This is a genomic window from Chitinophagales bacterium (genome assembly GCA_020635995.1).
Taxonomy (GTDB): Bacteria; Bacteroidota; Bacteroidia; order Chitinophagales; family UBA8649; genus JAFMKE01.
Genome location: JACJYS010000005.1, coordinates 33079 through 52214, shown reverse-complemented (window position 1 = coordinate 52214; position 19136 = coordinate 33079). Strand labels below are relative to the sequence as shown.

General features: G+C 33.1%; 17 protein-coding genes and 1 pseudogene. 10 read left to right on the top strand and 8 right to left on the bottom strand.

The annotated features are described in order from the left end of the window. Nucleotides 1–7: 7 nt before the first annotated feature. The 7 genes from H6578_08735 to H6578_08705 all read left to right on the top strand — a co-directional run bounded on the left by H6578_08735 (nt 8) and on the right by H6578_08705 (nt 7527). Nucleotides 8–2023 (top strand): OmpA family protein, encoded by a 2016-nt coding sequence (locus H6578_08735; protein MCB9227233.1) that lies wholly within the window; start codon nt 8–10, stop codon nt 2021–2023. A 74-nt stretch (nt 2024–2097) separates the two neighbouring features. Beyond that, complete coding sequence (locus H6578_08730) at nt 2098–3168, top strand: hypothetical protein (GenBank protein ID MCB9227232.1); 1071 nt, start codon at nt 2098–2100, stop codon at nt 3166–3168. A gap of 12 nt (nt 3169–3180) precedes the next feature. Then, nucleotides 3181–4278 carry an Mrp/NBP35 family ATP-binding protein gene (locus H6578_08725; protein MCB9227231.1) on the top strand — a complete coding sequence of 366 codons (1098 nt, stop codon included), beginning with the start codon at nt 3181–3183 and terminating at the stop codon, nt 4276–4278. Beyond that, a complete protein-coding gene (locus H6578_08720; GenBank protein ID MCB9227230.1) occupies nt 4275–4541 on the top strand; it encodes a NifU family protein in 267 nt (88 codons plus the stop codon). The genes H6578_08725 and H6578_08720 overlap by 4 nt, the downstream gene beginning before the upstream one ends. Continuing rightward, nucleotides 4542–5348 carry an orotidine-5'-phosphate decarboxylase gene (pyrF, locus tag H6578_08715; protein ID MCB9227229.1) on the top strand — a complete coding sequence of 269 codons (807 nt, stop codon included), beginning with the start codon at nt 4542–4544 and terminating at the stop codon, nt 5346–5348. Between the two features lie 953 nt (nt 5349–6301). After that, entirely contained in the window at nt 6302–7060 is a 759-nt protein-coding gene (locus H6578_08710; protein MCB9227228.1) for a hypothetical protein, read from the top strand. A gap of 110 nt (nt 7061–7170) precedes the next feature. Continuing rightward, on the top strand, nt 7171–7527 hold the full coding sequence (locus H6578_08705) for a WYL domain-containing protein (protein ID MCB9227227.1): 357 nt from the start codon (nt 7171–7173) through the stop codon (nt 7525–7527). A 6-nt stretch (nt 7528–7533) separates the two neighbouring features. Here the strand turns inward: H6578_08705 and H6578_08700 are convergent, their stop codons facing one another. Together H6578_08700 and H6578_08695 are read right to left on the bottom strand one after the other, a co-directional pair. Further along, nucleotides 7534–7902, bottom strand: coding sequence for a hypothetical protein (locus tag H6578_08700; GenBank protein MCB9227226.1), 369 nt, complete (start codon nt 7900–7902; stop codon nt 7534–7536). Continuing rightward, the gene (locus H6578_08695; protein MCB9227225.1) at nt 7903–10314 is read right to left on the bottom strand and encodes a penicillin acylase family protein; all 2412 of its coding nucleotides are present in this window, start codon (nt 10312–10314) and stop codon (nt 7903–7905) included. 99 nt (nt 10315–10413) lie between these two features. Here H6578_08695 and H6578_08690 point away from each other — a divergent pair, with 99 nt between their 5' ends. Then, nucleotides 10414–11070, top strand: a complete 657-nt coding sequence (locus tag H6578_08690) for a rhomboid family intramembrane serine protease (protein MCB9227224.1) — start codon at nt 10414–10416, stop codon at nt 11068–11070. A gap of 19 nt (nt 11071–11089) precedes the next feature. Here H6578_08690 and H6578_08685 read toward each other — a convergent pair whose 3' ends face one another. After that, nucleotides 11090–11737 (bottom strand): hypothetical protein, encoded by a 648-nt coding sequence (locus H6578_08685; protein MCB9227223.1) that lies wholly within the window; start codon nt 11735–11737, stop codon nt 11090–11092. A 50-nt stretch (nt 11738–11787) separates the two neighbouring features. On the opposite strand from H6578_08685, the gene H6578_08680 reads away from it, so the two are divergent. Further along, the gene (locus H6578_08680; GenBank protein ID MCB9227222.1) at nt 11788–12933 is read left to right on the top strand and encodes a 5-(carboxyamino)imidazole ribonucleotide synthase; all 1146 of its coding nucleotides are present in this window, start codon (nt 11788–11790) and stop codon (nt 12931–12933) included. 62 nt (nt 12934–12995) lie between these two features. Further along, entirely contained in the window at nt 12996–13499 is a 504-nt protein-coding gene (purE, locus tag H6578_08675; protein MCB9227221.1) for a 5-(carboxyamino)imidazole ribonucleotide mutase, read from the top strand. On the opposite strand, the gene H6578_08670 is transcribed toward purE, so the two are convergent. The 5 genes and pseudogenes from H6578_08670 to H6578_08650 all read right to left on the bottom strand — a co-directional run bounded on the left by H6578_08670 (nt 13484) and on the right by H6578_08650 (nt 19066). Then, on the bottom strand, nt 13484–14377 hold the full coding sequence (locus H6578_08670) for an alkaline phosphatase (GenBank protein MCB9227220.1): 894 nt from the start codon (nt 14375–14377) through the stop codon (nt 13484–13486). The two genes, purE and H6578_08670, sit on opposite strands and share 16 nt — an antisense overlap. Nucleotides 14378–14386: 9 nt before the next feature. Continuing rightward, nucleotides 14387–15091: an SDR family oxidoreductase gene (locus tag H6578_08665; GenBank protein ID MCB9227219.1), complete on the bottom strand. Its 705-nt coding sequence runs from the start codon at nt 15089–15091 to the stop codon at nt 14387–14389. 40 nt (nt 15092–15131) lie between these two features. After that, the gene (locus H6578_08660) at nt 15132–15731 is read right to left on the bottom strand and encodes a Uma2 family endonuclease (GenBank protein ID MCB9227218.1); all 600 of its coding nucleotides are present in this window, start codon (nt 15729–15731) and stop codon (nt 15132–15134) included. Between the two features lie 90 nt (nt 15732–15821). Beyond that, a pseudogene (locus H6578_08655) lies at nt 15822–16420 on the bottom strand (Uma2 family endonuclease). 99 nt (nt 16421–16519) lie between these two features. Further along, entirely contained in the window at nt 16520–19066 is a 2547-nt protein-coding gene (locus H6578_08650) for an ATP-dependent Clp protease ATP-binding subunit (GenBank protein MCB9227217.1), read from the bottom strand. Between the last annotated feature and the right edge of the window lie 70 nt (nt 19067–19136).

Genomic DNA, 19136 nt, shown 5'->3' with positions numbered 1-19136 from the left:
ACTAAACATGAAACTAAATTATATCTTTTTATTAGGAGTAGCTATTTTAACTATATCTTCTTGTGCCACGTCAAAGAAGATGAAATTAGCTGAAAATTTATACGAAGAAGGTAGTTATTATAACGCAGTAGATTATTTTGAAGAAGTTCAGCAGAAGAAAGAAAATAACTCAAACGTAACATTTAAGTTGGCTGAAACCAATAGACAACTTAACGATTATAAACAAGCAGAAAAATGGTATGGAAAAACCATTGAGCTAAGCGAAAAATCATGGCCGGAAGCTAAATTTTATGAAGCTTTAATGCAAAAAAATCAAGGAGAATACGATAAAGCCAAAGATAGTTTTGAAAAATTTTTAGGAGATACTAAAGATGCTAAAGATAAAGATGGTGTTTTAGCTCCGTTAAAAAGAAGAGCTAAAATTGAGATAGAAGGTATTGAGTTAGCTAAATCTTTAGAAGGCGAAAAAGAAGAAGCAGAAGTAGATGTAGTTCCTGGTATTAACCATGAATTACAAGATTTTGCACCTAAATATGTAGATGATAATACTGTATTAATGTCTGCTATTACAGAACCGAGAGCTGTAAATAGAGAAGAAGCTTGGGATGAAGGGAAAGATTATTATTCTAAATTATTTTTATCAAGCAACCAAAATGGAGCTTGGTCAGAAAATTTATTACCGGAAAATATAAATGTAGATGAAAAACATAATGGAAATGGGGTATTCTCTTACGATGGAAAAACATTGTACTACACACAGTGTACAGAAGATAACGCTACAGCCATGACATGTAATATATATAGAAGTAAAAAACAAGGTAATAGCTGGTCAGACCCTGAGTTTTTAGCTATAAACAGAAAAGGTGCTTCTACTACTCAACCGGCATTAGGGCAAGATGAAGATGGAAATGAAGTGTTATATTTTGCATCTAATAGAACAGGTAGTAAAGGTGGTATGGATATTTTTTATGCTACAGTAGGAAAAGACGGAGAATTAGGAAGTGCTGTAAATATGGGCAATACAGTAAACACGAAATGGGACGATATGACACCTCATTATGATGTTACTAATCAAATACTTTATTTTAGTTCAGAAGGACATCCGGGATATGGAGGTTTAGATGTATTTAAATTGGAAGGTAATATTGATAATTGGTCTGACGAAGTTGTAAACTTAGGAGCTCCAATAAACTCAAGTGCCGATGATTTATACTTAGCTTTAAATACTGCCGGTTCAAAAGGATATTTAGTTTCAAACAGACCAGGCACTACTTCAGATAGAGGCGAAACTTGCTGTGATGATATTTTTAAAGTAACACTTAAAACTGATAAATATATAGCTGTAAAAGCTGTAGATACTAAAGGTGCAGTAGTAAATGGTGTTGATTTAGGATTGTATAAAGTAATGGGAAGTAATGAATTTGACCCTATGGGAGAAGGCGTTAGTGGTAGTAACCCAATATATTTCTTAATAGAAGAAGCAAGTTATAAAGTGAATGGAAATAAAGAAGGTTACTGGCCAAGCATAGAAACTTTATCTGCTGATGAATTTTTAGCTTCTGAAGGCGATACCATACTGAAAACTTTAGTAATGCGTCCTATAGGCAAAGCCGTAGTAGAAAATGTTTATTTTGCATTTGATAAAAATGATATTAGAGAAATGTATCAAGATGAAATGGATTCTGTTATTGTGTTAATGAACAAATACAAAGAATTAAACGTAAGTGTAGAAGGACATACAGATAGCAAAGGTTCTGATGCTTATAACCAAGCATTGTCAGAAAGAAGAGCTAATGCAGCTAAGGATTACTTAGTAGAAAAAGGAATTGAAGAAGCAAGAATTAGAACAAGTGGCTTTGGAGAAAGCAAACCAATTGCACCAAATGAAAATCCTGACGGTTCTGATAATCCGGAAGGAAGAGCTAAAAACAGACGTGTTGAGTTTAAATTAGTTAACAATAGTGCAGCAGAATTACCAATAGAAGTTGAATATGAAGCTCAAGAGCCGGAATCTATAGAATAAATTTTGGCAAAATAATTGAAATAAATTAAGGCGAGATGAAACCATCTCGCCTTTTTTATGATTATACTATATATATGAAACATTTTTTTCTATTTTTAAGTTTAGTAGTCTTTCTGCTAAGCCAAGGTCAAACAGCATATTTTACAGATAAAAACTGGAACTATTTTAATATTTTTAGCGAAGATAGAATTGTAAAAGCTGAATTTATACCAATAGTAGAAGCTAAATACGGTAAAGATTATGTGGCTTATATTAGAAACAACAACCGATTTATTATTTCTACCAATGGCGAACAAAAAGACATGAATATTGTTAATCCTAAGTTTTATGCTAAGGATAATATTTTAGCTTATTTTGTAGATGAACAACTTTGGATATTAGAAAACGGCAAAGTACAGTTTTTATGCCCGTGGGTAGAAACTAATTTTGCATTGGGAGATGAAATATTGTGTTTTACAAATATGTATGGAGAGTTTAAAGTTTATTATCAAGACTCCACATATATAATAGGGCAGTGGGCAGTTAATCAAATAAAAGCAGGAGATAATACCATTGTTTATTTGGACAATAACAATATTTTTAAAATATTTTACGAAGGAGAAGTTACCTTTTTAGAAAGTAATCCGCCATTTACTTATAAAACATCTAAAGATATACTGGCTTATGTAAGCAATTTAAACGATTTTATAGTATGGTATAAAGGAGAAACGAATACTTTAATGTATCAAAAGCCAAGTTGGTATGAAGTGGGAGAGGAGTTTGTAGCTTATATAGATGATATGGAGCAGTTTAAAGTATGGTACAAAGGAGAAACAATAGAATTAATGAGTATAAAACCAAAAGATGTGCTTATAAAAGAAAATGTAATGGTTTACACCGATGATTTTGGTAATTTTTATTGTTTTTATAAAGGAAAAGTAAGCCGATTAGCACCTTATACGCCTACAAAATTTCAGTTAGATAACGATATTGTAGTTTTTAGAGATAATTATGGCTATTTAAAAGGTATGTTTAATGGAGAAACGACCTCATTTTCTAAAGAAATAGCAACAGATTTTGAATTATTTAATCATACAGTTGTTTATCGTTTAGATAATGTGAAATGGAAAGTTTATAATAATGGAAATTACTATAACTATCCGTAAATTTGCTTTGAAATGCAAGAAATTACAACAGAAAAAATACTTAAAGCACTAAGCACCGTTCAAGACCCCGATTTGAATAAAGATTTAGTATCGCTTAATATGGTTAAGGATATTAAAATTTCGGAAACAAGTGTTTCTTTTACGGTGGTGCTTACTACACCGGCTTGCCCTTTAAAAGAAAAAATAAAACAAGATTGTATTGAAGCAGTTAAAGCAGTTTATCCTTCGGCAGTGTTAGATATAAATATGACATCAAACATAACTTCTGCCAGAAATACGGATATAAATGTACTGCCAAGTGTTAAAAATATAATTTGTGTAGCTTCGGGGAAAGGTGGCGTAGGAAAATCTACAGTTACAGTAAATTTGGCACTTTCATTAGCCAAACAAGGAGCAAAAGTGGGCATTTTAGATGCCGATATACACGGACCTTCTATACCAACAATGTTAGGCGTAGGAAAACAGATGCCCGATGTTAGAAACATAAAAGGCAAAAATTACATTTTGCCTATTGAAGCTAAAGGAATAAAAGTTTTATCCATAGGTTTTTTAGTAGATGAAAGACAAGCCGTAGTATGGCGTGGTCCCATGGTTACATCGGCATTACGCCAGTTCGTTACAGATGTAATTTGGGGGAAATTAGATTATTTAGTTATAGATATGCCTCCGGGTACGGGAGATGTGCATTTAACCATGATACAAACCGTAAAAGTAACGGGAGCTGTGGTAGTAACTACGCCTCAGTTGGTTTCATTAATAGATGCTAAAAAAGCATTATCAATGTTTACTATGCCAAGTGTTAATGTTCCTATTTTAGGCGTGGTAGAAAATATGTCGTATTTTATACCAGAAGATATGCCGGAGAAAAAATACTATATTTTTGGTAAAGGAGGAGGTGTTAAGCTGGCAGATTCCTATGACGTACCTTTTATAGGAGAAATTCCTTTAAAAGAAAGAATACGTGAAGGTGGCGATTTAGGCAAACCTGCTGTTACACACGATGATAGTGCAGTAATAGCAGCATTTGATACCATAGCAGAAAAAGTAGCTCAGCAAATAGCCATAAATAACCTAACTAAAAAAGAAGAACCAATTATAACCGAAAAATGAGAAGTAAAGAAGAAATATTGAAAAGGGTAGAAATGTCGTTGGATACAATGCGACCTTATTTAAAAAATGATGGTGGCAATGTAGAAATAGTAGAATTAACCGATGATATGGAACTTAAATTGCGTTTATTGGGAACTTGTGAAACTTGCCCTCAAAGTATTTTTACTATGAAAGCAGGCGTAGAAGAAGCTGTACTAAAATCTGTACCCGAAATAAAAAGTGTAGAAGCGGTTAATTTATCTCATAATTCTGAAATAAAGTAAATGACTCGTAAAGAGCTAATAGAACAAATACACATAAAAAAGTCTTTTTTATGTGTAGGCTTAGATACAGATATTACCAAAATACCTACATTTTTATTAGATTTTGAAGACCCCGTTTTTGAATTTAATAAACGAATAATAGACGCTACAAAGCAATATTGCATAGCGTACAAACCCAATATAGCTTTTTACGAAAGTATGGGAAGCAAAGGCTGGGATAGCTTAAAAAAAACAGTAGATTATATACCTAAAAATATATTTACCATAGCAGACGCTAAGCGTGGCGACATAGGCAATACCTCTAAAATGTATGCTAAAACATTTTTTGAAACTTATAATTTTGATGCGGTAACCATTGCTCCCTATATGGGCGAAGATTCTGTTACGCCATTTTTAAATTCTGTAAAAAATAAATGGTGTATAATATTAGCTTTAACTTCTAATAAAGGCAGTGCCGATTTTCAGTATATAAAACAAGATGGTAAAATGCTTTATCAAAAAGTTATAGAAAAATCAATGCAATGGGGCAATGATGAAAATATAATGTTTGTAACAGGAGCTACCCATGCCAAAGAATTAAAAGCAATAAGAGAGCAAGTTCCTACAGTATTCTTTTTAGTTCCCGGAGTGGGAGTACAAGGTGGAAGCGTAAAAGATGTAGTAGAAAATGCTTTAATTAAAGAGGATATTGGTTTAATAATAAACTCTTCAAGAAGTATTATATATGCAGATAATACTGAAAATTTTGCAATAGTAGCCGGCAAAGAGGCTAAGAAACTACAGGAGCAAATGTCAGTTTATTTTTGAAATTGGATGGTTGTGAGTTAGTTTAGACGAACATCTCTCCAAAAGATATTATTGAAAATGAAAAATAAAGAACAAAACATTTGACACAGTTAAATTTTTAGAGCTGTAAAGGAGAAAATTGCGAAAGAAACAAAAGGAATGACCTTTTCCGTATTTAAAGAATGTATCAGCAAACGAAAATTAAAAGTTATTAGATAGAAAAACGAATGCACAACACTGTTGTGTGTAGGGGAGAGTTATGTGTTAAATCGGAATATAACTATCCGTAAAGATACCCATGAAGTATTTTACATTAACTTTTCTTTGGAAGAAAAGTTACAAAAGAATCGCACTAAGTTTTCAGCGACCCATTATAACCTCAACTCCTAAAAATCAAAAACTCATCACTCCGTTCTTCAAACAGTTTAATTTTTTACGGAGTTTTCGGTTAATGGGTGCCCCACTTGCAAACTTAAGGTGCACTTTTACCCGACCTTAATCAAAAATACGTTAAGAAATGATGTAAAACAGATATCCAAAATGGATGAAATTATAAAACAGTAAACAGACAAATTAGTATGCTCCTACAAATAAAAATACTTTAGGAAAACTGAAGTTGAGCATACATTAATTTGTCATCGTCTGTTTTATAGCATTTTAGTGTTTTTGATTACAGTCTTGATTTTTTGTTACTTTTGTATCAAGACAAAAGTAAAAGACCACAAGCTGTAATTCAAATTACTTAAACGTCCCAAGATGCTATCTTAACGCATAAGTTATTGTTATAATAACGGATAGTTATATCGGAATTTCTATTTTCTTTTCCAATTTATACATATCTATAATTCGTTGACACAAATTTCTTACAAACATTTTAGGAAGCAACATACTCCGTAGCTAAAATATACGCAATTTGCCGTATTTACGTAGGTGCTCTAATTGTATTATATTTGCGTAAACAAAAAATATATATTATGAAAACTAAATTAACCTATTTATTATTACCCCTTTTACTATTGTCATTAACGTTTACAACTTCTTGTAATAAATCAGACGATGATGATACACCTGCGGCAACTGCACCTGCTAATCCTGTTCCAAGTTTTGGAGATTCGGATGGTGTATTTGCGGCTATTCAAACTCAAACATCTACTACTACACCCGTAGGGACATTTGATATTGATATGGATGCTGCCACAGCAGCTGTACAAGAAAACGGTTCTGCTATAGATATAGGAACTGTAACTATTAACACCGATTATGAATTAGAAAAATTTAGCAATAATGCTTATTCTATACCGGGCACTACTGGTGGTTCTACTGAATTAGATTATAATATTTATACCGGTGGTCAAAATACTTGGTCTGTAACAGGAAATGGAAGCGTAGCTGCCTTTAATAAAACTACAGTAAAAAGAACACCAAGTATGGTTAAACTTTCTGGAGATTATTCAACCGTTAATACAAACCAAAACTTAGTGGTTTCTATAGAAAGTGCTCCTTCTTATGCAGATTCTCTTTTTTATGTAGTATCATTTGGTAGTACTTCTATTTCAAGAACTGTAGCTCCAGGTGTTACTTCTGTTACATTTACATCGGCAGAATTATCGGGTGCAAGTGGCTACGGAGCGGTGCAAGTGGCTGCTTATAACTTTGAAGTGGCTAACTTTAGTAGCAAAACATTTTATTTTATAAATGAATCTGCGGCAACTCAAGTGGCTGAATTTCAATAAATTATTGTAACTAACCCTAAATCAGAAAAGGCTGTGGTATTAAATATCACAGCCTTTTTATTATTTAGTTAAAATACTTTTTTAAATTAGAGTAAACAATCCAATGCAATATGAGTAGATATGACAACCAATCCGCCCGAAAAAAAATGCACTATTCCCCTAATTTATTAGCTTGTTTAAACAATGCAATTGAAAATAGAGTAGTGGTTGATTTAGAATACGATTCAAGTGGCAATGAGCTTACTAAAAGAAAAGTAGAGCCTATGGCACTTATTTATAAAAACAGAAAAAGGAACTTAGTAGCTTTTTGCCGTTTAAGAAATGACTGGCGAACTTTTAGGTTAGATAGGATAGAATTAGTAAAACTAAATTCTGAAACTTTTGCTAAAAGAGATGGTTTTAATCTATCGGATTTTGAAGGAGAGGACAATACAGACGAAGAGTATGAAGAAGAAGATGATGAGTAAAAACTGCTACTTAAATCTTTTTCTTTTACCGCTGTTTCCTATAGTTTGAAGGAAATACCCACTTAAGGTGCTTAGCATTCCTATAATTCCTCCTAATATAGCTGTTACAAGAATGGTAAGTATTCCATTTTTAAAAGGTAGCAATTCTGACATTCTGTTTACCAATATAAAATCATTTTGGTAAGAGCTAATTAACGCTTTTGCTCCCCATAGTATAAAAACACCTAAAAAGCCTATTAATAAGGCTCTTGAAGTACTTTCTATAAAACCTAAGCCTACTAAAAACGCTACAATGGCTACCGACCACCACGGCAAAAACAAATGTGCTATGATGCCTAAAACTATTAAAATGATAAAAGCTATTATTTCTTTCATTTAATTTTTTGTTTTAAAAGTTACTTTTAAATAATTATCTGATGAGTAAAAACTCTCATCTTGACTGTTTATTAAATCGTGGTAGTTTCCGTTTTTCCATTCTTCTACCATGTTGTCGTAATATTTGCTGCCGGGGTTGCCACTTTGTCCGCCCGGATAAACTCCGTAGCCTTTTATTTTTCCTTTGTCAAAATCTAAAATCATTCGCCAGCTCGGGCCATGAAATTTCCCTGTAGCATTTACTATTTTATAATTGCCACCTGTTATTACATGCTCAGAAAATGCAGGTAGCATAGCTAAATGTTCTATGTAAGTATTTTTGTATTCGCCCCAAGTTTCATCGGCTAATTTTTCACTTCCTTTTACCATTTCATCAAAAGACATTAGCACTATATCTGCCGTAGTTTCTTCTTTTGTAGTTTCTTTATTATCAATAAATTGGTGCTGAATACTATCTCTTAAAAGTACATACGTTTGAAACTCATTTGGTGCTTTCCAGCCATCTTTCCAAGTGTATGGATCCCAGCCGCCAATTACTTCTTTCTCTACAAATTCATCCCATAAATTAGTATAATAAGACTCTAAAAAGAGCTGGGCATAAATAGCTTCTTTAGAATCTACTTCATTGTAGTAATCCCATTTTTTTAAAGCATTAAAAATAGCTTTGCTTTCGTCATTTAGTTGTGTTTCGTCTATATATCCCATTAATAAAGGCAAACATTCTTCTGCCATTTTATTATAGTTGTTAAACTGTAGTTTTTTCATGCTTTCAACTGTAGCATTTTGCAAAGTATCTAAGGTAGAATTAATAACTCTATTTCTATAATATTCAAAAACTCCATTGTAATAATAAGGATAGCTAGTATCTGCTATTTGTTGGTTGGCACTGCTTACATAATCTCGTGTAGGGTTGTGCATTAGCGGTATTTCATCAAAAGGAATAAATTTTGACCAAGCTTCGTGGGTAGCTCCGTCTTGAATAAATACACCTTCTTCTTTTTCTAAAACAGGAAATTCTCCTTGTTGTCTAATAGCAATATCGCCACTTACATCGGCAAAAATAAAATTTTGTGCAGGACAAGAATAATGTCTTAAAGCATTCAAATAATCTTCAAAATTTGTGGCTCTGTTCAGCTTATAAAATGCCATTAATTCATTGCTGGATTTATGAGCCATCCATTGCAATGCCAAGTTCTTTTTCCCACTTTTGGTATCAAAATTTTCATAAGTAACAGGACCTAAATGCGTAAAAACGATAGTGTCAAAAACACTTGATGCACCTTTTACTTTTATTTCTTCAACTACTTTAGTAGTTTCTCTCCAGCCGTTTTCCCACTTATAAAAATCTTTGTTGTTGTCTTTAAATTCTATTTCGTACCAGTCTTTAACATCACGTCCGGCATTGGTTACACCCCAACCTATATAATCATTAAAACCAATGATAATACCCGGAGCACCAGGAAAAACAACACCGTAAGTATTTAGTCCCGGAGAATTTAAGTGCATTTCTACCCAAACAGAAGGGAAGGTTAGTCTTAAATGTGGGTCATTGGCAAGCAATGGATACCCCGATTTTGTTTTTTTGCCACTTACTGCCCAGTTATTACTACCTATTTGTACATCCGGTTTATCGTAAAGTTTGTTTAAGCTTGTTTGGTTACTTACCGCAGCGGCAGGAGCTATAGGTAAGTTTAATTGCTGCAAAGTGTCTTTTTCTTTTAGCTTATTTACCCAGCCTTCTTTCGGTGTTTCCATTATAGGAACTATTGTAGAATCGTAAGAAGGATAAAGTTGTTCAAACAATTCTTTGCCATATTCACTTACAAAATTTGTATTCTCAATATCGTATTCAGTGCTGGTTAATACATTGCTCATATTCATAAGCAAAAGTGCTGTTTTGTAGGTATTCCATTCTTCGGGTTTGTAGCCTATTAATTTATACTCAATAGGTAGGTCTTTATCTTTAACACTGTGTATATAGGCATTAACACCTTTTGAAAAAGCTTCAATAATATCTTTAGATTTATCTGCTTCTTGAGTTATTTGTTTCAGTTTGTTTTCTGCACCGTATTTCATTCCCAGCCTACGCTGCTGTTTGTCAAAATTGATATATTTTTCGTCATTGCCCAGCAGTTCGCTTACTCTGCCTTCAGCAGCTAATACTTGAAATTCCATTTGCCACAAACGCAAGCTGGCTACTACATATCCTTGCAAATAATATAAATCTTGTTCATTTTTAGCAAAAATGTGCGGTATTCTGCGTTCATCAAAATAAACATTGGCTTCTTCTTTTAGTTCTGATAAAGCTACTTCATTGGGCAAGGGCAAGTCCGAGGGATTTTCAGCAGAATTATAAAACCCGGTATAAGGATTTAGTAAAGAGCCTAATGCGGGCAAGCCACCAATGCTCATGTTTAAAACTATTATTAGACATATTGTCAGTAAAAAAGTGAATATAAAACGAAAAATGTACACGGTAAGGTTTTTGTTTTAAGGAAATTAAAGTACAACTTGTCAACAAATATAAGTAATATAAAGGAACGAAAGGCATTTTATTTCAAGTTAAAATTGAGTGCCTTGTTTATTTTTGTGCTTTTTGTTATTGAAATTGTTGATAATCTTTTTCAATTGCATTTAGAAGCATACGGAGTAAAGCCAAAATCTTTAAACGGACTGTATGGTGTGCTTACTTTTCCTTTTATACATGGCGATTGGAATCATTTAATATCTAATGCTTTTAGTTTGTTTATGTTATTGGCTGGTTTATTTATTTTTCATGAACATAGGAGCTTTAAAGTATTGTTGATTTTGTATTTGGGTTCGGGTTTATTGCTTTGGTTTATAGGTAGGCAAAATAGTGTGCATGTGGGAGCAAGTGGTTTAATTTATGCTTTGGCAGCCTATTTGTTTACGGCAAGTATTAAAATTAGGAATAGAAATGCCATGGCACTCACTTTTTTTATTATACTGACGTATGGGAGTATGGTGTGGGGTATTTTTCCTTTTTTTGTAGAAGAAAATGTAAGTTGGGAAGGGCATTTGGCAGGAGCTATAGTGGGTATAGCATTGGCTTTATTTGACTATAGAAATTACAAGCCAGAAGAAACAGTAAACTATACAGCCGATGATGATATTCCTTTTTTTGAAAAACATAAAGTGGATTTGTAGTGCTGGTTTGAGGTTTATACTATTTTGAATCAACCATTGGCATTATATACTCCAATGCTTTTTTATCTATTTCGTGTTTGCCTTCAAACTTAAAAGTAGAAATAGCTATGTTTTGTTGTTTAAATAATTGCTGAACTTCATTAAATCGTTCGGGTGTTACCACCCAATCTTTATCGCCATATATTAAATGCCATTGGCTTTCTTTCGGTATTTTATGCCAATCTAAATCGTGGGCAGGAGAGGAAGCGTAAATAAAAATGTTTTTAAAAAACAATTGACTGTCAGCCACATATCTACTTACCATAGCTCCACCTTGCGAAAATCCTAAAACATGAAAATCTACTTTTCCATTTATTTTGTTTACAATTTCTTGTTCTACTTTTTTCATATAAGTATAAAAATCGGCTAATTCATTTTCTCTTTCCAGCCTTGTCATCCAGCTTGAAGCAGGATTATTGCTAAAATCTTTAAAATACAATTTTGATAAGCCTTCAGGAGCTACTATTAAAGTATTATCTTTAAACAGAGGAGCAAAACTTTGTAAAAAATCATCGGCATTTTGGGCGTAGCCATGCAATACAAAAAGTACGTGTTTTATGCCACTATGTATTTCTTGCGATAAAAAATAACGGGCAGTGCGTTGTGTTTTGATGTAGTGTTTTATCATTGCCCTGCTAAGCTACTAAAAATTAAAAATAACTACCTATTTTTGCCCTAATGGAAACTAAAAATCCTTTACAAAAAAAGATAGGTATATTAGGTGGCGGTCAGTTGGGGCGTATGTTTATAGAAAATGCCCTAAGGTATAATGTTGAAATTCATATTTTAGATCCTTCGGAAAATGCTCCGTGTAGTACTTTAACGCCACATTTTGTGCAGGGAAGCTTTAAAGATTTTGATACAGTTTACAAATTTGGTAAAAATGTAGATGTTGTTACCATAGAAATTGAACACGTTAACGTAGAAGCTTTAGAACAATTAGAAAACGAGGGCGTACAAGTTATCCCTTCGGCTAAAGCCATAAAAATTATAAAAGACAAGGGTTTACAAAAGCAGTTTTATAAAGATTATGAAGTAGCTTCTTCTTTGTTTAGATTAATAGAAAATAAAGCACAGCTTGCTGAATATTTAACTTTTTTGCCTGCTTTTCAAAAAACAAGAACCGATGGATATGACGGGAAAGGAGTGCAGTATATTGCCAATGAAAATGATTTAGATAAAGCATTTGAAGCTCCCAGTATTTTAGAAAAGGCAGTAGATATTGACAAAGAAATATCGGTAATAGTAGCTAAAGATGTGAATGGAAATACGGAGTTTTTCCCAATAGTTGAGTTGGTTTTTGACCCTGTTTATAATTTAGTAGATTATTTAAAAGCTCCTGCAAATATTACTGATTATCAGCAAGAAAGAGCTAAACGACTGGCACAGCAAGTGGTTGACGGTTTACATTCTGCCGGAATTTTTGCTATAGAAATGTTTATTAGCAAAGAAGGAGAAGTGCTGGTAAATGAAACAGCTCCCCGAACTCACAATAGCGGGCATCATACTATAGAAAGCTCGGCTTCTTCACAGTTTGACCAGCAGTTGCGAATTTTAACAGGTTTACCTTTAGGAAATTCTGAAAACCGAGTTAATGTGAGTGCAATGGTTAATTTAGTAGGAGCAGAAGGATATACGGGCAAGGTTTTATATGAAGGAATTGCAGAGATAAGTGCTTTAGAAAATGTATTTGTACATTTGTATGGCAAAGAAGTAACAAAGCCAGGTAGAAAAATGGGACACATTACTATTTTAGGCAATTTTGATGAAGAAGTTTTAGAAAAAATTAAATTTGTAAAGGAAAAAGTGGTAGTGAGATGTTAGATATTAGAATTGAGATTCAGATCTAAAAACCAATGACCAACGACTAAAAACCAACGACTAAAATGATAGGAATAATAATGGGAAGCGAAAGTGATATGCCGATAATGAAAGAGGCTATTGCTGTTTTAGAAGAATTGGGTGTAAGTTATGAAGTAACAGTAGTTTCGGCACACCGCACACCAGAACGCATGTTTGATTATGCCAAAAGTGCTAAGCAACGAGGGCTTAAAGTTATAATAGCGGGAGCAGGCGGAGCGGCACATTTGCCGGGTATGGTTGCTTCTTTAACTACTTTGCCCGTTATTGGCGTTCCGGTAAAAAGTAGCAATTCTATTGACGGCTGGGATAGCGTACTTTCTATTTTGCAAATGCCGGGAGGCGTTCCCGTGGCAACGGTTGCTTTAAACGGAGCTAAAAATGCCGGTATTTTGGCGGCTCAAATTGTAGGAGCTTTTGATGATAAAGTAGCTCAAAATATAGCCGATTATAAAGAAGCTTTAAAAGCTAAAGTTGAAAAATCAATAGATAGTTTAAAAAATACTTACCCTAATCAGTTTGATAAATAAATTTCATCAATATATTTAGCAGTCCAGCATTTATGGGGTTTTATGCCCAATGCTTTTAAAACCATTACAGCTACATCTTCATTTTTTACTGTAGTATTTTTAATTTCGTAGCCTGCTTTAATATTTGATCCCATAATAAACAAAGGAATATTCATGCCTTCTGGTGTGCCAGCTCCATGGCTGTTCCCTTTGCCTCCGTGGTCGGCTACAACAATTAAAGTGGTGTTTTTAAAATTATCTTTTTCATTTATGGTTTTAAGTACTATGCCCAAAAGTTCGTCTGCTTGCTCTACGGCTTTTACGTATTCTGCCGACTCGTGTCCATATTTATGCCCTGCATGGTCGCACTGGTCTATTTGAATAAAAGATAGGGTAGTATTTCTCTTTTTATAAAATGCCATTGCTCTTTTTACGCTGGGTTTAGGTTTAAATTCCCACCAAAATTTTCTGTTGAGTTTATCTCCTTTTACTAATCGCCAAAAAGCTCCCCAGTGTTCAAATAAACCCACTTTTGCTTTGGGATTATCTCTTTTTATCATAGTGAAAATAGTAGGGAATTTTTTAGGTTCTTCCTCGCATGTAGGATTGTTTTTATAAACTTTTCTGCTAAAACCGTTTTCAGTTATTAAATGCTTTTCCGGAGTAGTACCCGTTATAATAGATTTCCAATTTGGACTACTGGAAAGCGGCTCATTAGCTTGTGCATGCAAAGTCCAAGATGCGTGCTGTTTTAAATAGTCAAAATGAGGCGTATAAGCTTCATCAAAACGATAATTATTTAAACCGTCTATACCTAAAACTATAACTTGGTGCTTGCTGTTTTGAGCTAAAGAGTAACTAATTGTAAATAAGAAAAATAAGAATAAACCTTTTTTCATTATTAAATATTAAATATCTCCTAATTGAGGTCTAAGAATTATGTCTTCCACTACGGTTCTATCGCTTAAAGAATAAATATTGAAAATAGTTTTGGCAATATCTTCGGCAGGAATAAAACGGTTTTCCGGTAAATCAACTCCTGCCCATGAGTCCGTTAAAGTAGCTCCGGGATAAACCGTACTTACCTTAATGTTAAAATCTTTAAGTTCATTTCTTAAAGTTTTACTAAAACCCGTTAAAGCATGCTTGCTAACATTATACGCACCTCCATTTTTATAGGCTTCTAAGCCAGCTATACTGCTTATATTAAAAATATAACCATTGTTTTGATTTTTAAAAAATGGTGTAAATTCTTGGGTAAGGATAAATGCACTATAAAGATTTGTTTTTAATACGGTATCAAAATCATCAAACTCCATATCCGTTAAATTGCCCTGTAAAAAAACACCGGCATTATTGACCAAAACGTCTATTTTATCAAAATTTGCTTTTACAATTTCTGCAAAAAAATGCAATTCTTTAATTTTTGAAACATCGGCTTTTATAGCTAACACTATTGCTTCGTGGTTAATTGCTAAAACTTCTTCTTTTAATTTCAATAAATTTTCTTCGCTTCTTGAGCAAAAAGCTACGTTAAATCCCTTTTGTGCAAAATATAATACTATTGCTCTACCAATTCCCTTGCTGGCACCACTTACTACTATGTTTTTCATTCTATAAAATTACGGCTTTATTGTACAAACTTAAAGAAATTTAATCTTCAAAAATTTCTTTAACGTCAAAAGTTAATTTGGAAAATAAATAGCTTTGTATTACATCTTCCGAAGTGTAAGGCTTTAAACTTTTATAAGTATTGTTTTCAAGTATGTAAATAAGTATGGTTTGGTGGGTGTAATCAACTACCCAATATTCTTTAACTCCGTTTTCTTCGTACAGCTCGTACTTATTTTTCATTTCTTTAGAAGAATTACTTGGCGATAATATTTCAATTATCAAATCGGGAGCACCTATGCAGCCTCTTTCGTCTAATTTATTTTCATCGCAAATAACACATAAATCTGGCTGAAAAACGGTAGTAATATCTTCGTCTTTTTTTGATTTTTTGCGTTTATCTGTTAAACGCACATCAAAAGGAGCGGTAAACATTTGGCAGTTTGTATGTTTAAAAAATGTACCCAACTGCAATGACAATTCTCTTGAAACCTTTTGATGCTTAACGGCAGGAGCAGGACTCATTTTAAACACTCTACCTTTTATTAACTCTATTCTTTCTTTAATAGTCCAAGTTAAATAATCTGCATAAGTATAAACTTTGCCGTAAGCCATAGATGGTTCTTTTACTTCTTTAGTCATTTCACTATAAAATTAACAATAATGTTTTATAGAAACAAAAAACACTTTACCTTAATTATATAAATATTCTTATAATGAAAATTTAGAAATTTAATCTTCAAATATTTCTTTAACATCAAAAGTTAATTTAGGGAATAAATAGCTTTGTACTACATCTTCCGAAGTGTAAGGCTTTAAACTTTTGTAAGTATTGTTTTCAAGTATGTAAATAAGTATGGTTTGGTGGGTGTAATCAACTACCCAATATTCTTTAACTCCGTTTTCTTCGTACAGCTCGTACTTATTTTTCATTTCTTTAGAAGAATTGCTTGGCGATAATATTTCAATTATCAAATCGGGAGCACCTATGCAGCCTCTTTCGTCTAATTTACTTTCATCGCAAATAACACATAAATCGGGCTGAAAAACGGTAGTAATATCTTCGTCTTTTTTGATTTTTTGCGTTTATCTGTTAAACGCACATCAAAAGGAGCGACAAAAACATTGCAGGATGATTTATGAAAATGATTTAAAAAAAAGCGACTCAACTCCCTTGAAACCTTTTGATGTTTAACAGCAGGAGCGGGGCTCATTTTAAACACTCTACCTTTTATTAACTCTATTCTTTCTTTACTAGTCCAAGTTAAATAATCGGCATAGGTATAAACTTTGCCATAAGCCATAGATGGTTCTTTTACTTCTTTAGTCATTTCAGTATAAAATTAACAATAATGTTTTATAGAAACAAAAAACACTTTACCTTAATTAAAAGAGTAAAGTGTTTTTGATAAAAATTTAATTATTATATGTTACTTTTCTTCTTTAGGCTTGTCCAGTTTCTTTTTGTCGCCTTTTATTACTGAAATTTCTATTTTATTATCAACTTTATTAAAGTCGGCTTGCAAAATATCTCCTTCTTCAGGTTTTTTATTTAAAATTTCTTCTGCTAAAGGATCTTCTAAGTATTTTTGAATAGCTCTGTGTAGCGGACGTGCTCCAAAACTTGGGTCGTAGCCTTTTTCAGCTATAAAATCTTTAGCGGCTTTAGTTAACTTAACGTTGTAGCCTAAATCTTCTAATCTTTTATATACGCCTTTAAGAACAATATCTATAATTTTATGAATATCATCTTTAGATAAAGCATTAAACATTACTACATCATCTATTCTATTTAAAAACTCAGGAGCAAATGTGCGTTTTAACGCTTTAGAAATAACGCCTTGCGAAATATCGGTATTAGCATCTTGCTTAGCTTTGGTGGCAAAACCTACGCCTGTGCCAAACTCTTTTAAATCTCTGGCACCAATATTTGATGTCATGATGATTAAGGTGTTTTTAAAATCAATTTTTCTTCCTAAACCATCAGTAAGCATACCTTCATCTAATACTTGAAGTAATAGATTAAAAATATCGGGGTGTGCTTTTTCTATTTCATCTAAAAGCACTACAGAATAAGGCTTGCGTCTTACTTTTTCGGTCAGTTGCCCACCTTCTTCGTAGCCCACATAGCCCGGAGGTGCACCTATTAACCGAGATACTGAAAATTTCTCCATGTACTCACTCATATCTATGCGTATCATAGAGCCTTCATTATCAAACATTAGCCTTGAAATAGCTCGTGCTAATTCTGTTTTTCCTACTCCTGTAGGTCCTAAGAAAATAAAAGTACCTATTGGTTTATTAGGGTCTTTTAAGCCCACTCTATTTCTTTGTATGGCTTTTGTTATTTTTTCTATAGCTCCATCTTGCCCTATAACCATTTTTTTAAGCTCGTCTGCCATAGCCACCAGTTTTTTGTTTTCACTTTGAGCTATTTTACTTACCGGTATTCCCGTCATCATGCCTATTACTTCCGCTATATCATCTTCAGTTACGGGGTATCTTTTTGTTTTTATTTCTTCTTCCCAAACCTCTTTAGCTTCTTTAAGTTGGTCGTTTAAATGACGTATTTTATCTCTTAAACTGGCTGCTATTTCATAGTTTTGATTGCTAACTACAGTTTTCTTTTCTTCCGTTACTTCTTCTATTTGTTTTTCTAAGTCCAAAACATTTTTAGGCACTTGAATATTACTTAAATGCACTCTTGCTCCCACTTCGTCCATTATATCTATGGCTTTGTCGGGCAAAAATCTATCGGTAATATATCTGTTGCTCAGTTTTACGGCAGCTTCTAAAGAACCCTCTTGATAAGTTACATTATGAAACTCCTCATATTTGGGTTTAATATTTTCTAATATTTTTAACGTATCTTCTACAGAAGGTGGATCTACTATTACTTTTTGAAAACGTCTATCTAAAGCTCCATCTTTTTCTATATGCTGGCGATACTCATCTAATGTGCTGGCACCTATTACTTGCAGTTCGCCTCTTGCCAATGCAGGTTTAAATATATTAGACGCATCTAAGGAACCTGTAGCTCCGCCTGCACCCACTATGGTGTGTATTTCGTCTATAAACAAAATTACATCATCTGTTTTTTCCAGCTCATTCATTATGGCTTTCATACGTTCTTCAAACTGCCCACGGTATTTTGTGCCGGCTACTAAAGCGGCTAAATCCAGCATTATTACTCGCTTATTAAATAGCACACGAGATACTCTTTTTTCAATAATACGTAGTGCTAAACCTTCGGCAATAGCTGTTTTTCCTACGCCCGGTTCGCCTATTAATATTGGGTTGTTTTTCTTTCTTCTACTAAGTATTTGGGAAACTCTTTCTATTTCTACTTCTCTTCCTACTATTGGGTCCAGTTTTCCCAACTCGGCATAATGTGTTATATCTCTGCCAAAATTATCTAAAACAGGTGTCTTAGATTTTGATTTTGTAGATTTAGGTCTGCTACCAAAACTTTTATCAAAAGGATCGTCTTCGCCCATACCGCCATTATCGTCATTTTCAGCTTGATTTTTTATTTCATTTGGCGATATTAATTCCATTTCTAATTTAAACAAATGATAATCAATTCCTTCGGCATAAAATATTTGCGAAATGATATTGTCTTCATTTTTAAGTATGGCAAGTAGTAAATGTTCTGTTCCTACACTTTCCGATTTGTATAATTTTGCTTCCAGCATCATTACTTTTAAAATCTTTTCGGCTTGCTTTGTTAAGTTTAAACTTTTAGATTTTAAATGAGTAAAAATAGGTCTGTCTGCCATAGAACGCTCTATTCTTTTACGCAATACCACAGGTTTGGCATCTAATTCTTTAAGAATTTTTACTGCCATATTGTCATTATCTCTCAATAATCCCAATACTAAATGTTCTATTCCCACAGTGTCATGATTTAGCCTAAGTGCTTCTTCTGTACTGTTTGAAAGAACTTCTTTTATTTCTGGTGAAAATTTTGCTTCCATATTCTTCTATAATTCAAAAATTAAGCCATTGTTATTTCTATAACGATTCTAAGATAGACTTAATTTGTAC